Genomic DNA, 15,525 nt, shown 5'->3' with positions numbered 1-15,525 from the left:
GTTTACTTTGGTACGGAGCCGCTGATCACCAGGATGCATATCCCGGCGGGTCGGAGGGTGCCGCCGGGCGAACGGCGGACTCCTGGACGGCAAGCATCAAGCACACTCGTACTCCGTGGATGGCCACGATGACCAAAGGAGACCACATGGCCGCATATGAACACACGGGGACGCCGGAAGGCGTTCGCGGTCAGGCAGGGAGGAAGCAATGAGCGCCATTGGCGAACTCTCCACAATGACCCGCCGCAAGGGGCCCATGACCAAGGAGGAGAAGAAAGCGAACGGCCGTGACAACAAGGCCGCGTACGTATTCCTCCTGCCATGGCTGATCGGCCTCGTTGTCATCACCGTGGGTCCGATGCTGATGTCGTTGTACTTGTCCTTCACGGACTACAACCTCCTGCAACCTCCGCAATGGGTGGGAATCGACAACTTCGTCCGCATGTTCGGCGATGCCCGTCTCCACAATTCCTTGCGCGTTACTTTCACATATGTGCTGGTGGGCGTGCCGCTCCAGTTGGCTGTAGCGCTAGTGATCGCGCTCGTCCTGGACAAAGGGCTCCGTGGCCTTCCGTTCTATCGCTCCATCTTCTACTTGCCGTCGCTGCTGGGCGGATCTGTCGCTGTTGCCATTCTTTGGAAGCAGATCTTCGGCACCACCGGCCTTGTGAACCAGGTGTTGGCCATGATCGGCATTCAAGGTCCCGGCTGGATCTCGGATCCAAACACTGCCCTTGGCTCCATCATCCTTCTGCATGTCTGGACGTTTGGCAGCCCCATGATCATCTTCCTGGCGGGCCTGCGCCAGATCCCGAACATGTACTACGAGGCCGCCGAGGTTGATGGCGCCACCACTTTGCAGAAGTTCTGGCGGATCACCCTGCCGATGCTTAGCCCCATCATCTTCTTCAACCTGGTGCTGCAAATCATTGGCTCGTTCCAGTCGTTCACGCAGGCGTTCATCGTCTCCGGCGGCAACGGTGGTCCGTCCGACTCCACCATGTTCTTCACGTTGTACCTGTACCAGAAGGGCTTCGGTCAGTTCGATATGGGCTACGCCTCGGCGATGGCCTGGTTCCTGCTGGTCATCATCGGTGTCTTCACTGCCATCAACTTCATCGCTTCAAAGTATTGGGTGTTCTACGATGACTAAAATCCAGACCCTCCCGGCCGCCACGGAGGCCGAAAGCAGCAAGAACAGCAAAAGCCCGCGGCGCCGCGAATCACCGGGCAACCTGGCCTTCAGCCGCAATGCCCGCATCAAGGGACTTATCAAGCATGCCATCCTGATCCTCGTGGGCGGCATCATGATCTACCCACTGCTGTGGATGGTTGTTTCCTCCCTGCGGCCCAACGACCTCATCTTCCGTGAACCCGGCCTTTGGCTGAACAACCTGGAAATAAGCAACTACACCGATGGTTGGTCTGCGCTGACCCACCCCTTCGGGCATTACATGATCAACTCTGCAATCGTCGTACTCGGCTCGATCGTCGGAAACCTGATCTCGTGCTCCATGGCTGCCTATGCCTTCGCCCGGCTCCAATTCAGTGGCAAGAAGCTGTTCTTCGGCATCATGCTGCTGACCATCATGTTGCCGTTCCACGTTGTGATCGTGCCGCAGTACATCCTGTTTTCACAGATCGGTTGGGTGAACACCTTCTGGCCGCTCATCGTCCCGAAGCTCCTGGCCACGGACGCGTTCTTTGTGTTCCTCATGGTCCAGTTCATCCGCGGTATTCCCAAGGAACTCGATGAAGCCGCCCGCATTGACGGCGCCGGGCACCCCAGGATCTTTCTGCGGGTCATCCTGCCCCTCATGGTTCCCGCTCTCGCCACCACTACCATCTTCACTTTCATCTGGACGTGGAATGACTTCTTCGGCGCCCTCATCTACTTGACGGACCCGGACATGTTCACTGTCCCCGTAGCGCTCCGCGCTTTCGTTGACTCGCAGTCCGCCACGAGTTGGGGATCACTCTTCGCGATGTCCATTGTGTCCTTGTTCCCTGTGTTCCTTGTCTTCCTGTTCGGCCAGCGGTTCCTCATTAAGGGCATCGCAACTACCGGCATCAAGTAGGACCTCGGCGTCCTCAAGAGAAGTCCAGGGCTTTCGCCCGACAAGTAATACAAGCAGAGATCTTGTCATACAAGGTTGTGACTTGTAGCATAAAATCCATGCGAGAAAACGCTTTCTCACTTCGCATCAAGATCAAAGAGGATCGGAGACAACAGTGCCGGTATTTCCAAAGGGTGAAGCAGTCGCCCCCGAAGATGCTTCCAAAGCCCGGGCATCGGAACCCAAGGCCAAGCGGTCCAAGCGGCGGCTGCGCGCCTCGGCCATTATCGCTGCCACAGCTGCTGCCGTTCTGGCGCTTAGCGCTTGCGGCGGTGGCGCAGAACAAAAGAGTGCCGACGGCAAAGTGGAGCTCCGCTTTTCCTGGTGGGGTGGCGACAAGCGTGCGCAATTGACGCAGGCAGCCATTGCAGCTTTTGAAGCCGAGAACCCCAACATTAAGATCAAGGCCGAGTACGGCGATTGGAGCGGCTACTGGGACAAGCTGGCCACTCAAGTTGCTGCCAACGACGCTCCAGACATCATCCAGATGGACGAAAAGTACATCACAGAGTACTCCACCCGTGGAGCCCTCCTGGACCTGTCCAAGTACAAGATCGATACGTCCAAACTGGACGAAGCCGCGCTGAATGCCGGCAAGGGGTCCAAGGGGCTCACTGGTATAGCGGCAGGCATCAACGCTGCCACCATCCTGGCCAACCCGGCGGTCTTCAAAGCCGCGGGCGTCCCACTCCCCGACGACAAGACCTGGACATGGGAAGACTTCGAGCGCATCGCGGCTGAAGTCACCAGCAAGTCGCCCAAGGGAACTTATGGGGCTGCCGCATACGGCACGGATGAGGCCTCCCTTGGCGTGTGGCTGCGCCAGAACGGCAAGTCTCTCTACACCCAGGACGGCAAGCTTGGCTTCGAACCTTCAGACATCGCAGGCTACTGGGACTTCCTGAAGGAAATGAGCGAGCAGAAAGCCGTTCCGACAGCGTCCGAGATCGTCGAGGCCGAAGCTGCGCCACTGGATCAGAGTGGCTTGGCAACCGGCAAGAACGGCATGGCCTTCTGGTGGTCCAACCAGCTGCCGGCGCTCGAGAAAGCCGCGGGCGGTGAACTGCAGATCCTCCGTTTCCCGTCCAAGACGGGCAAGGCTGCTGACACGCAGCTCTGGTACAAGGCTTCCCAGTTCTGGTCTGCTTCGTCCAGGACCAAGCACCCTGAAGAGACCGCCAAGTTCATCGACTTCCTAACGAACAATGTCAAGGCGGGCGAAATCCTGCTGGCTGACCGCGGCGTTTACCCCAACTCGGACGTCCGCGAAGCAATCGCTCCCAAGCTGGCGGCGGCGGACACCAAGGTGGTCAACTTCATCAGCGAGATCCAGCCCGAGCTCGGTGAAGCCCCGGCCGCACCGCCTAAGGGTGCAGGTGCCATCCAGGAAATCATCAAGCGCTATTCTTCGGAAGTCCTGTTCAACAGGCTCTCCACGGAAGAAGCGGGCAAGAAGGCCGTGGATGAGATGAAGTCCGCGATCGGAGCCTAGCTTCCGGCAGCCAACTACAAAGAGAACCGCGCTCCGGTCGAATCATTCGTGATCCGACCGGGGCGCGGTTTTGCGTGTCGCGGACCCAACTGGGTCGCAGTAGAGCGCGTTCTGAGCCGTCAAAACGCGCTCTGCTGCTACTTACTTGGGTTGGTCCTCAGCGATAACTGCCACGGCTCCGGCGGGCACCACGCCACTGAAGCGCACTCCGCCCAGGAGCTCGTCGCCGTCGGCCTTCACCATCAAGTCCTCCCGGCTGTGGTTAATGGCGAAGAGGAAGCTGCGGCCGTCCGCAGATCGCCGCCGGGAGAGCTCGACGCCGGCAGAAGCCTCGGTAACCGCTCTCACCCCAGCTTCCTCCAGCAGCCGGGCAGTGAGTGAGTCGATGCCATCGGCGTCGGGGAGTGTGGCAAGGTACCAGGCAGCCCCCGCCCCGGCGGATCGGCGCGTGAGGGCAGCGACGCCGTCCAACGGGTAGTCCGTAAAGGTTGCCAGAACCTCGGCAGGCCCGCCCTCCGACTCAGCCACGTGAACGTGCTCGCTCCACAAGGAACCAACCGTTCCATCGCTGAGGGTGAGTATGCTGCCGGGGAAAAGTGGGTGGAATTCCTCGGTCCTGATGCCCAGCAACTCGCGGAAGGCACCTGGATAGCCCCCCAACCGAACGTGGTCGCGCTCGTCCACAATGCCGCTGAAATAGCTGATGAGGACGGTTGCGCCACCCTTTGCGGCGGCAGCGATGGAGGCGGCGTCAGAGTCCGTCACGGCGTAGAGGGTGCACACCAGGATGAGATCGTAGCCGGAGAGGTCGGCGGAGGGGTGGACAAAGTCTGACGTGACCCCGCGAAGGTACAGGGACCGGTGGAAAGCACGCATGGTTTCCAGGTATTTCAGGGACTGCGAAGGATGCGAATCCAGTTCCGAGGCCCACCACGCTTCGTAGTCAAAGACGATCGCCACCTGCGATTCCACGCGGGAACCTTTCACGGATTCCAGCTTGGATAGGGCATCGCCGAGTTCCACCACATTCCGCCAGACCTGCGTGTCGCGTCCTCCGTGCGGAACCATGGCCGAGTGGAACTTCTCGGACCCGGCCTTGCTCTGGCGCCACTGGAAGAACATGACGGCGTTGGCGCCCCGGGCAACGTGCGCCAGGGAGTTGCGGAGCATTTCCCCGGGCATCTTTGGTTGGTTGTGCGGCTGCCAGTTCACGGCCGACGTGGAGTGCTCCATCAGGATCCACGGTTCGCCGCCCGCCACGCCGCGTGTGAGGTCGGCGCTGAAGGCAAGTTCGATCTCCCGTTCCGGATCTGCCGCCACCAGGTAATGATCGTTCGCGATCACATCCATGTCCTTGGACCAATCGAAGTAGTCCAAGGTCTTGGTGGCGCTGGAAACCATGAAGTTGGTGGTGGCGGGGATATTCGGTGTGACTTCGCGGATCACTGCCAGCAGGGCGCGGTAGTAATCGATGAACGCCCACGAGTTGAAGCGCGCAAAGTCCAGTTGCTGTCCGGGGTTGAGCGTGGTGGGGGCGGCGCCGGGTGGAACGATTTCCTCGAACGAGGCGTAGTGCTGGGACCAGAACGCGGTTCCCCATGCTTCGTTGAGCACATCGATGGTGCCGTAGCGGCGTTCAAGCCAGGCTCGGAAAGCGGCCGCGTCTTCTTCCCCGTAGAACTCGCCCACATGGCAACCGAGCTCGTTGTCAACATGCCACAGTGCCAGGGCCGGGTGGTCCTTGTACCGTTCGGCCAGGACGCGCGTCATGGTGGTGGCGTACCTGCGGTACACCGAGGACGACGGCGTGTAGTGGCGCCGCGAGCCACGTTCCAGCCTGGTTCCTTCCGCCGTTATGGGCAGGATTTCGGGGTATTTTCTCGCCAACCAGGCTGGCGGCGATGCGGTAGCCGTAGCCAACGCCACCTTGATCCCGGCTTGGTGGAGGTTGTCCATGACCTCGTCCAGCCAACCGAAATCGTACTGGCCTTCCACGGGTTCGAGCAGGCCCCAGGAGAAGATGGCGACGCTCAGGAAATTGACCCCGGCCTCCTTCATGAGCTCGATATCTTCACGGCGGACATCCTCGAGCCATTGCTCGGGGTTGTAGTCGCCGCCGTAGGCGATGCCGTGGAGGCTGTTCCAAACGGACGGCCCCTTGGATGGGCCTGCGGAGAGTTCAGGGGAGGACAAAGGGACTCCTAGTCGGGTTCGGCTGTGCGGGGACAGCTCGTGGAGCTTCGTTGCTATCAGGTTAGGCGAGGATCTTGGAAAACGCTTGCCCAGATTCCCGATTGGGGATATTGTATCGATTCAGAACGAGTGTAAGCGAAGTCACTTTCCCTTAAGGGGATCTGAGGCGCTTGCACCAACTGAGCAAGGAGGCTCTCATGATCAACAGAAGAAATTTCCTCACGACGGTGGCTCTCGGTACCGCATCTGCTGCGTTCCTGTCCGCCTGTGGCCAGTCTTCCCCGGCGCAAACAGGCTCCGCACAAAACCCGGTAACCATCAACTACACCTGGTGGGGCAACGATGACCGCGCCGAGCGTACCCGCAAGGCAATTGCCCTCTTCGAGTCCAAGAACCCCGACATCAAGGTCAATGGAAACTTCACGGACTTCGCCGGTTACTGGCAGAAACGCGCCACGGAAGCAGCAGGCGGCGGCTTGCCGGACGTCATGCAGTGGGACCTTTCCTATCTGCGTGATTATGGCCAGCGCAACCAGCTCCTTGACCTGGGCACGGTGAAGATCAACACGGACGCTTTCGACAAATCCCTCCTTCCCTCAGGCCAGATCCGGGGCAAGACCTATGGCATTCCCACCAGCACCAACGCCTTCGCGGTTTACTACGATCCCGCCAAGCTCAAGAGCCTGGGCATCGCCGAGCCGGATGGCTCCTGGAACTACAAGGAGTTCAACGCCTTCCTGGCCGACGTTGGTCAGAAGGGCAACGGCACGCTGTTCGGCGGCACCGACTACACCGGCATCTGGTGGAACTTCAACATCTGGCTGCGACAGAACAACATCAAGGCCTTCACCGATGAGGGCAAGCTTGGATTCTCCAAGGACGATCTGAAGAAGTGGTGGAACCTCACCGCGGACCTGCGCGGTACCGGCGCGATCGTGGGCGAGGACAAGGCCACGCAGTTGCTGCCCAAGTCCCCGTTCGGTTCCAACGTCACCGCCACGGAAGTCACCTGGGATAACTTCATGGCCGGTTACCTTGCGGACAGCGGCGCGAAGGAACTCAAGCTCGTTCCCGTTCCCTCGGATGACCCTGACAACTTGGGCCTGTTCCTCAAGCCGTCCATGCTCATGGTGGCCAGCGCCAAGACCAAGTACAAGGACGCTGCTGCCCGCTTCATCGACTTCATGGTCAACGATCCCGAGGTCGGCCAGATCTTCAAGACCTCCCGTGGTGTCCCGGCGTCCAAGACCCAGCGCGACGGAACCACCTTTGAAGGGACGGACAAGCTCGTGGTGGACTACGAGAAGTCGATCGAGAAGTACCTCAAGGACGCTCCCGAGCCGCCCATCGTCGGGTTCGGCACGCTTGAGTCAACGTTCAAGCGTGTTACCCAGGACCTGAACTACGGCAAGCTGACCGTGGACGGCGCAGTGGATGCGTGGTTCAAGGAAGCCGAAGACCTTATCAAGCAGAACGCCTGAGCGGATTGATCTCGTGACTCAAACCCCAACCCTGAGCAGGCGTTCCCAAACGTCCGCTGTCCCGCAGTCGCGCAAGCCGCGGCGGCGGGGAGCGGATACCCGCGCCGGCTACACCTTCCTGTTGCCCTGGCTTCTGGGATTCATCGCCCTGACCGTGGGCCCGATGATTTCCTCGCTGTACCTGTCCTTCACCAATTACAACCTCTTCGATGCCCCCAAATGGATCGGGTTCGATAACTACGCCACCCTCTTCCAGGACGAACGGTTCCTGCAGTCCGTGGGCGTGACCCTCAGCTACGTGGTCTTCGGTACCCCGCTGAAGCTCGCCGCGGCGTTGCTGGTCGCGATGCTGCTGAACAGCAAACGCCGCGGCCAGGGCTTCTACCGGTCCGCGTTCTACGCCCCGTCCCTGATCGGGGCGTCGGTGTCCATTGCGATCGTGTGGAAAGCGATGTTCGGCGATTCCGGCCCCGTGGACCAGGGCCTGTCCTTCTTGGGGATCAACCTCGGCGGCTGGGTGGGCAACCCGAACATGACCATGGGCATGATGATCCTGCTGACCGTCTGGCAGTTCGGCGCCCCAATGGTGATCTTCCTCGCCGGGCTCAAGCAGATCCCGGCCGACCTCTACGAGGCGGCCTCCATGGACGGGGCCGGACCGGTACGGAAGTTCATCAACATCACCTGGCCCATGCTCTCCCCGGTGATCTTCTTCAACCTGCTGATGGAAACCATCCACGCGTTCCAGATCTTCGCCTCGGCCTACATCATCTCCAACGGTGAAGGCGGCCCCGCAGGCTCCACCCTCTTCTACACCCTCTACCTGTACTTGCGCGGTTTCTCCGATTTCCGGATGGGCTACGCCTCGGCCATGGCCTGGCTGCTGGTGATCGTGGTCGGCGTCATCACGCTGACCTTCTTCAAGACCTCCAAGTCCTGGGTCCACTACAGCGGTGATGCAAAGTGACAACCATGGCAACCCCCACCCAGCCCCAACCTACAAAGCCCGCCACCCCGGCCCCGGCCTACAACCCGAAGTCCGAGTCCACCACCGCCAAGCGCATCAAGAGCACCATCTTCCACCTCGTTGCCCTGGCGCTGGTGGCGATGGTCCTCTACCCGGCCGTGTGGATGATCTCCGCGTCCTTCAAACCCAACTCCGAAATCGGCGGGGCCAACAACTCGCTCTGGTCAAACAACTTCAGCTTCGACAACTTCGCCACCGCCATGGAAGGAATCGGCGGGGTCTCCACCCTGACGTTCTTCACCAACTCCCTGATCCTGGCCATCGGCGCCGTCGTCGGGACCGTTCTGTCGGCATCCATCTCCGCCTACGCCTTCGCCCGGATCAACTTCCCCGGCCGCGGCCTGTTCTTCGGCATGATGATCGCCACCCTCCTGCTGCCCTTCCACGTGGTGATCATCCCGCAGTACATCGTGTTCCAGCAGCTGGGCCTGGTGGACACCTACGTGCCCCTGCTGATCGGCAAATTCCTCGCCGCGGACGCGTTCTTCGTCTTCCTCATGGTCCAGTTCATGCGTGGCCTGCCGGCCGAACTGGACGAGGCCGCCCGCATCGACGGCGCAGGACACGTCCGGATCTTCGGCTCCATCATGCTCCCGCTGATGAAGCCGGCCCTGATCTCCACCTCCATCTTCTCCTTCATCTGGAGCTGGAACGACTTCCTGGGCCCCCTGCTCTACCTGAACACCCCCGAAAAATACCCGCTGCCGCTGGCGCTGCGCCTCTTCGTGGACCAAACCCAATCCTCGGACTACGGCGCCATGATCGCCATGTCCGTCCTCGCCCTCCTCCCAGTACTGGCCTTCTTCCTCATCTTCCAGCGCTACATCGTCGAAGGCGTCTCAACACAAGGCCTCAAGGGCTAACATCCAAACCCGCAAATGGGAACACAGGAAATGAGCGTCATGGACACCACAGGCAAGTCCTCCGCGGCGAAGCCCGGCATTCCGGTCAACCGCTTTGCCCTCTTCGCCGAGACCATCCTGGCGGGAGTCATCGTGCTCCTCTTGTCCGTTCCTTTGGTGACGGCGCCGGCTGCCTACGCGGCCGGCGTCGCCCATCTGGAACGCCACCTCAGCGGCAGGGACGATTCCATCCGAAGCCTTTGGGGCAATTTCCGCCGTGCGCTTCCCGGCAGTTGGAAGATTGGAATCACGACGGCGGTAGCCGCCGTCGTGATTGTCCTGAACCTGCTGCTCGCTCTTGTGGGTCGACTGCCCGGGCGGGCAGTCATACTGCCCGCTACGTTGATTTTGGCCGCCGCCGGCGCTGTCCTGCTGCTGCGGACCGTTTCGAACTGGGGTACCGGTGCAAACTGGAGCGGCGTGAACTGGAGCGGGGACAGCAGCGAGGAACCCGGAGATCGGCCCGGTGCGGAACGATGGTCCTTGGCCTATGCCAGCGCCAAGGTTGATGCCTTGCGGGATTGGAGCGGATCCCTGCTCCTGCTCGCTGCCTTGTTCATGGCGGTGGTCTTCGTCTGGATGTTGCAGGCGCTCTTCGTGATCGTGCCGGGCACGCTCGTCCTTGCCGCCGCTGCCATCAAGATCAGGGCCGCCAGCCGTGCCCAAAACTGAGAGCAACCTACAACCCGCTGAATTGAGCAGACCACCCCGTGTCACCGCGTCCGTTGCCACCGCGCCGCCCCTCTGACCAGACCTCGAACTCCGCCAGCAAAGAAGCCGCCAAACCAAGTCCTCGCTCTATCGAGACGTGGTACTACCCACTCCGCCACCACAATTACCGCATCTTCGTAGCGCTCACGCTCGCTGGCAGCGGGGGCGTGTGGATGCAGCGCTTGGCCCAGGACTGGCTTGTCCTGCAGCTGACGGGCAGCCCGGCGGCGGTCGGTCTGGCCGTCGCGCTCCAGTTCCTGCCCATGCTGGTGGTCGGACCTATCAGCGGCGTGCTGGTGGACCTCTTCCCGAAGCGCCGTATCCTGCTGGTTTGCCAGTCGGTCGCGGCCATACTGGCTGCAGGGCTTGCAGTCTGGAACGCGACGGGCGGCCGTGACGTCTGGATTGTCTATGCGAGCTGCATCGCCCTGGGCGTCACGAGCGCCATCGACGGACCTGCGCGTCAGGTTTTCGTCAATGAGGTAGTGGGCGACGCCGGACTACCCGCGGCCATCGGACTGAACAGTGCCATGGGCCAGTTGGGTGCCATGGCTGGCCCCGCCCTGGCCGGCGTTGTCATCGCCCAAGCTGGCCCGGCCGCTGCCTTCGCTGCCAATGCTGTCATTGGCCTTGCGGTGCTGGTGATGATCGTTGCCATCCGGCCTGGCGAGCTCCACCACTCGTCCGAGCTGCCCGGGCCACCAACAGCCCGCAGGGGACAGGTCTTGGCCGGGTTGCATTTTGTTCGCGCCCGTCCGCCGCTCCTGGTCACCATGTTGCTGGCAGGCTTGCTCGGTGCTTTCGGCATGAACGGTCCGGTGGTGCTCGCGGCCTTCGCTGACCGCGTGTGGCACAGCGGTCCTGCCGGCTTTGGCCTCTTCAACACAGTCAGTGCCTTGGGTGCCTTGGCTGGTGCCTTGTTGGCTACCAGGATCAAGCGGTTTGGACGCAAGGGAATCGTGGCAAGCGCCGGGCTGTTTGGACTGACCCAGCTGCTTGCTGCGCTGATGCCCACACAGGAATCCTTCGTGGTGATGCTGGTCCTGGTGGGCTATATGACGCTCATGTTCCTGACCAGTGCCGCAACCACAGTCCAGCTCGAAGCAGGCGTCAATGTGCGCGGCCGGGTGTTGGCTTTGTACTTTCCGTTGCTTTTGGGAGGGCACGCCCTGGGCGGCCTTCTGGCGGGCTGGCTCACGGAAGGCTTCGGCGTCCGGACCGGTTTGGTGGTCACAGGGGCACTGGGGATGATGTCCGCTGCCGTGATCGGGTTCTTGCTGTGGAAGTACTCACGACGGCGAAACCGCGGTGAGCTCCCAGCAATCTGAGAGTTGTTGCCCTCTTTTTGAGATCCACCGGCCGCCAAGCACGGACGGCAGCGCCGCGGGAGCCGGGCAGTACCACAAGTCGTCCCAGTTCTGGTCGGCCAGTTCCCGGACAAAGCATCCCGCAGAGGTCCAGAAGTTCATCGACTTCCTCGCCAACACCGTGGAGGCAGGAGAGATCGCCTTGGAGGACCGTGGCATCCCGGCAACTCTTAGGTGCGGCCTGCCATCACGGCCAAATTGACGCCGGCAGACGTCGCGAAGAAGGCATTGGACGAGGCCAAGAGGGGTGCACTTTTTTGTCTGCGTCAGCCAGTGACGGCTTCTTCTTTTGTCGCGGCTGCGATCGATTCGGCCAGGCTGGTGTCGTTGCGCGAGATGAAATAGTGCACTGTGCCCGCCACGCCTGCCCCGATAAACCAGGAGAAAGCAGAGACGGCAGCAAACACCGGAAGGAGCGCCAGGATCACAGCCGGGACCGCCGAGACGAAAAACGACAGGAGCGCTTTTTGGTTCCAGCCATGAGTGTAGGTGTAGTACCCCTCCTCCCTGAAGAGGTCACTTACCAGCACGTGCTGCTTGCGGAGCACGTAGTAGTCAACCATGATGATGCCGAACAGTGGCCCGAGCAGCGCCCCGAGCCCGCCAAGGAACAGGTTGATCACCACGGGACTGTTGAATAGGTTCCAGGGCGTAATGACGAGTGCGATCATTGCGGAGATCAGGCCGCCGCGCCTGAAATCTATCCGCGAGGGCCAGGCGTTGGCCAGGTCGTAGGCCGGTGAGACGAAGTTGGCTACGACGTTGATACCCAGCGTTGCGATTGCGAACGTAACGGCGCCGAGCAAAAGGGCCCAGATGTTGTCGATCCGCCCAACGATCTCAACGGGATCGTAGATGTATTCCCCGTACACCTTGAAGGTTCCGGCGGTGACAACCACCGAAACCACGGAAAAGGCGATGAAATTTACCGGCAGCCCCCACAGGTTGGCTGTGCGCACAGCTTTTCGAGAGGGAGCGAACCGGGAGAAATCGCAGAAATTGAGCATCAGGGTGGAGAAGTACGTCACCGTCAGCGCCGTGGCGGCGAAGAACGAGTGGATAACTCCCCATTGTGCATTACCCCCGGGCAGGTCCAGGGAAATATTCCATCCTGCGTTGATCAGGATGTAGACCACCAGTACGCCCATCACAGCCCAGACGGCAGGTCCCGCCCAGTCCTGGAACCTCCGGATGGTCTCCATGCCGTTTCGGAGCAGAAGAAGCTGGAGCGTCCACATCAGAAGGAAGGCCAGCCAGCCGAGGGTTGATTCGCCCAGGAAGTTGTTCTCAGTGAGGCCTCGGAGGTCGGGCCAGATCTCCAGGGCGATGACGATGACGGCCCGGGAAGCCAGCCAGGTCTGGATGCCGTACCAGGCAATCGCAACCAAGGCACGAATCAGGGCAGGCAGGTTGGCGCCGAACGTCCCAAACGAGATTCGGGCGAGCACAGGATACGGAACACCAGTCTTCTGGCCGGCGTATCCGGAGAAGTTCATCAGGACGAAAACGATCACAATCCCCGCGACCAAGGCAAGGAACACCTGCCAAGCGCCCAGCCCCAATGCGAAGAGGCCGGCGGCAAAGGTGTAACCGCCCAGCGAATGAATGTCGGACATCCACATTGCAAACAGCGAATAGAAACCCCATGTGCGGTGCTCCGCCGGCGCGAGGTCCTCGTTGTACAGACGCCGGCTAACCCCCGGCGGAATGACGTGGGACACCTGATCCTCACTTCCCAAACGCCTACATGCAGAACGCCGGTTTGGAGGCCCCAAGCTGCAGGGGAACCGATGGCGCATCCATTGGTGCCAATATACTCAGCGATGCATGCGGGACATAGACCTGCCGCGACTCATACTCCAGGCCTGAGGGGCACGAACCGCCACGTTCCTGGCAAGGCGTTGAAAGCAGGAACCTGGACTGCGGGTCACAGCCCGGCCACCAGACCCTCGATTTCCTCCATGCCCAGCGTTCCGTCGCTGATCCAGACCCTGTTGGTACGGGTGAGCGACGAGCCCGCAGCGAGTTCGACGGCGGCGTCCCAAGCAAGCGCCGAACCGACTGCAGGATATTCGGCGCACCGCACGAACCACGGATCCGGCGACTCGGGCGGTGCGGCGAACACCAAAGTGGCAGGGCCGCCGTCGAACTCTGCTATCCAGGCAAGCCACGGCGCAACAGAACCGTGTACGGCTGGCTCGCCTTCCGCTGTTGGGGAGAAGACGCGCGGCGAGGCGCCCACAGGCAGCCGCCAGAAGAAACCGCCGTAGCCACTGCCAGCGGCCCCATGCGAACCAGGGCTCCCCAACGAGACATCCACGACGGCGGTCAGTTCCGTTCGGATATCCAGCCGCCATGTGCGCGGGTCAAGGACCGTGCGCCGGTACGATCGCCGCTCTTCCAGGACCAGGCCGCCGTCGAAAGCGAGCCAGTTGAGGTCAAGTGTTGTCTGGTCTTGTCCGCGGGTGACGTCAGTCGCCTCGATGCGGCCGTGGTCCTTCAAGTCCACGTACTTTCCGGCCGTGCGCCGGTAGCTCCGGCCTCCCCAGAAGTTGCTGCCGTTGACGTCCTGGAGGGCGAAACCAGCTCCAAGGTGCCAGACGTGGTCCGCAGGCAAGTGATCCGTGACCACGGTGCCGCTGGGAGTCGCAACCGGGTGCAGGTACGGCCGCGGAGAGAGCTCTGGTTCCAGCCCCATTCCGCTGCGCAGGATGGCTCCGCTGGATGCGTTGGCTCTGCTGGATGTGATGGCTCCGCTGGTTGTGATGGCTCCGGGGGAGAAGAGTGCATCCGCGCCCGTAGTGATGGGCCGCGCCCAGGGGAGTCCCAGTTCACTGAAGGTAGCGTGGGCACGGGTGGCCCGCTCCAGGATCTCCTCGATTCCGGGGATCACTGGGTGTGCCTGCTCGCCCTCGCCCACCCACTTCACGCTCGAAGAGGGGATCAGCGCCGGTGCTTCGGCGGTCCGAATGGCTTCCAGTACGCGCATGAACGCGCCGCTGTGGTCGAGAGGGCTCAGAAGAGGCGTGCCGGCAGACAAATGGTCGAGGAGGTTCTCGGTGAGGTCATCCCGGCCGAAGGTGTGGCTCGTCTCGCCCGCACCGTTCCGGACGGTTACGCGATCCTCGGTGTAGTGGAAGTCCGCCGTTCCTTCCGTTCCGTGGAGGGTGACGTACGGTTCCACGGACTCAGCGGCGCACAGAGTGAGGGCGCAAGTGATGGGCAGCCCGCTCACAGTCCGCATCCGGATCACGGACGTATCGTCAGCTTCGATGTCGTTGGCGCGGTACAGGTCGGTGTCCACGGAGGCGAGGTCGTTTGCAGTGCGGGCACCGGCAAGGCGGAGGGCCGTGGCGATTGCGTGGGCCAACGGGTTCGTCGCCACGCCGTCCACCACATCGACGCCGTCGAGGCTGCGCTTTCCGGCCCAGCGTGACCGCTTGTAATAGGCGCGGTCCCGGACCCAGCGGCCCGTTGCCGTAATTCCCTTGAGGGTGCCGATGCTTGGGAGGTCTCCAGATGGCTCTTCACTGATGAGTGTTTCCAGTGCTGGGATGGCGTGCGAGCCCAGGCTTTGGAAGCCGATCTGCACGCTGCGGCCAGCTGCTGTTGCTGCCTCCTGGAGGCGGAGGAAGTCCTTCATTGATGCCACGGGGGGCTTCTCAAGGTAGAGGTCTGCTGAGGACGCCAACACTGCCAGGGCCAAGGGGGCGTGCGTCTGGATGGGCGTTGCCACGATGATGACGTCCGGCCGGTGGTGGCCCGCGAGGAGGCTATCAAGGTCGGTGTAGATGGCGGCGGCTGGCGGCAACGCTCCGGGAGCCGGTGGGTTCGGGTCCGCCACAGCGACGATGTCCACCAGGCCTTGTCCAGTGAGCCGTTCGAGGTTGCGCAAATGGTGCGTGCCGAAGCCGTGCACTCCAGCCAGGGCTATTCTTGCCGGCACCGTTCCTGCCTGCGCCGTTCCTGCCTGCGTTGTCCTGGGGTGGGCGGGGCTGTTCGTGGACTCGGTGGAGGGGGTGTCCATGGGCTCTCCTCTGCTGGCGCGGCAACGAGGGCGATGACGCCGTCGTCAAAGTATTCATGAAGGTTCCCGGCGGGTTCAGGCTATACCCAGCAAGCGCTTTCCCAATTCCGGCTCTTGCCAGTGTAGCGCGGGTTGCTCAGTAATGTAACGATTCAAGACTTGCCTTGACTCGTCGATAAGGTTCGGTCTAGATTTCGTGAAATCGTTT

Annotated in this window: 11 protein-coding genes; 8 read left to right on the top strand and 3 right to left on the bottom strand. The window is 61.7% G+C overall.

All coding sequences use genetic code 11. From position 1 onward, the window contains the following. Positions 1 to 208 precede the first annotated feature (208 nt). The 3 genes from ACZ5G6_RS19175 to ACZ5G6_RS19165 all read left to right on the top strand — a co-directional run bounded on the left by ACZ5G6_RS19175 (position 209) and on the right by ACZ5G6_RS19165 (position 3,609). Positions 209 to 1,153, top strand: coding sequence for a carbohydrate ABC transporter permease (locus tag ACZ5G6_RS19175; RefSeq protein ID WP_223934407.1), 945 nt, complete (start codon positions 209 to 211; stop codon positions 1,151 to 1,153). Further along, positions 1,146 to 2,078: a carbohydrate ABC transporter permease gene (locus ACZ5G6_RS19170; RefSeq protein WP_498687342.1), complete on the top strand. Its 933-nt coding sequence runs from the start codon at positions 1,146 to 1,148 to the stop codon at positions 2,076 to 2,078. Before ACZ5G6_RS19175 ends, ACZ5G6_RS19170 begins: the two co-directional genes overlap by 8 nt. 154 nt (positions 2,079 to 2,232) lie before the next feature. Beyond that, positions 2,233 to 3,609, top strand: a complete 1,377-nt coding sequence (locus tag ACZ5G6_RS19165) for an ABC transporter substrate-binding protein (protein WP_498687340.1) — start codon at positions 2,233 to 2,235, stop codon at positions 3,607 to 3,609. A 141-nt stretch (positions 3,610 to 3,750) separates the two neighbouring features. On the opposite strand, the gene ACZ5G6_RS19160 is transcribed toward ACZ5G6_RS19165, so the two are convergent. Beyond that, positions 3,751 to 5,802, bottom strand: a complete 2,052-nt coding sequence (locus ACZ5G6_RS19160) for a beta-galactosidase (protein ID WP_498687338.1) — start codon at positions 5,800 to 5,802, stop codon at positions 3,751 to 3,753. Between the two features lie 197 nt (positions 5,803 to 5,999). On the opposite strand from ACZ5G6_RS19160, the gene ACZ5G6_RS19155 reads away from it, so the two are divergent. The 5 genes from ACZ5G6_RS19155 to ACZ5G6_RS19135 are packed head-to-tail and all read left to right on the top strand — an operon-like array spanning position 6,000 to position 11,251. Further along, on the top strand, positions 6,000 to 7,283 hold the full coding sequence (locus ACZ5G6_RS19155) for an ABC transporter substrate-binding protein (RefSeq protein ID WP_498687335.1): 1,284 nt from the start codon (positions 6,000 to 6,002) through the stop codon (positions 7,281 to 7,283). Positions 7,284 to 7,296: 13 nt separating this feature from the next. Then, positions 7,297 to 8,250: a carbohydrate ABC transporter permease gene (locus ACZ5G6_RS19150; protein WP_498687333.1), complete on the top strand. Its 954-nt coding sequence runs from the start codon at positions 7,297 to 7,299 to the stop codon at positions 8,248 to 8,250. Continuing rightward, on the top strand, positions 8,247 to 9,173 hold the full coding sequence (locus ACZ5G6_RS19145) for a carbohydrate ABC transporter permease (protein WP_498687331.1): 927 nt from the start codon (positions 8,247 to 8,249) through the stop codon (positions 9,171 to 9,173). Before ACZ5G6_RS19150 ends, ACZ5G6_RS19145 begins: the two co-directional genes overlap by 4 nt. A gap of 30 nt (positions 9,174 to 9,203) precedes the next feature. Further along, on the top strand, positions 9,204 to 9,884 hold the full coding sequence (locus ACZ5G6_RS19140) for a Poxvirus protein I5 (RefSeq protein ID WP_498687329.1): 681 nt from the start codon (positions 9,204 to 9,206) through the stop codon (positions 9,882 to 9,884). 38 nt (positions 9,885 to 9,922) lie between these two features. Beyond that, complete coding sequence (locus ACZ5G6_RS19135) at positions 9,923 to 11,251, top strand: MFS transporter (protein WP_498687327.1); 1,329 nt, start codon at positions 9,923 to 9,925, stop codon at positions 11,249 to 11,251. 305 nt (positions 11,252 to 11,556) lie between these two features. On the opposite strand, the gene ACZ5G6_RS19130 is transcribed toward ACZ5G6_RS19135, so the two are convergent. Then, entirely contained in the window at positions 11,557 to 13,011 is a 1,455-nt protein-coding gene (locus ACZ5G6_RS19130; protein ID WP_498687326.1) for an NCS1 family nucleobase:cation symporter-1, read from the bottom strand. Positions 13,012 to 13,217: 206 nt separating this feature from the next. Beyond that, entirely contained in the window at positions 13,218 to 15,317 is a 2,100-nt protein-coding gene (locus tag ACZ5G6_RS19125) for a DUF6807 family protein (protein WP_498687324.1), read from the bottom strand. Between the last annotated feature and the right edge of the window lie 208 nt (positions 15,318 to 15,525).

Source organism: Arthrobacter sp. TmtSoilC51, from assembly GCF_055388015.1.
The sequence above is the reverse complement of the archived record's forward strand: the minus strand, read 5'-3'. Positions and strand labels throughout refer to the sequence as shown.

Bases quoted from the DNA above. Each gene is read 5' to 3' on its own strand.
- ACZ5G6_RS19175 (WP_223934407.1), top strand. From the start codon at position 209: ATGAGCGCCATTGGCGAACTCTCCACAATGACCCGCCGCAAGGGGCCC.
- ACZ5G6_RS19170 (WP_498687342.1), top strand. From the start codon at position 1,146: ATGACTAAAATCCAGACCCTCCCGGCCGCCACGGAGGCCGAAAGCAGC.
- ACZ5G6_RS19155 (WP_498687335.1), top strand. From the start codon at position 6,000: ATGATCAACAGAAGAAATTTCCTCACGACGGTGGCTCTCGGTACCGCA.
- ACZ5G6_RS19140 (WP_498687329.1), top strand. From the start codon at position 9,204: ATGAGCGTCATGGACACCACAGGCAAGTCCTCCGCGGCGAAGCCCGGC.
- ACZ5G6_RS19125 (WP_498687324.1), bottom strand. From the start codon at position 15,317: ATGGACACCCCCTCCACCGAGTCCACGAACAGCCCCGCCCACCCCAGG.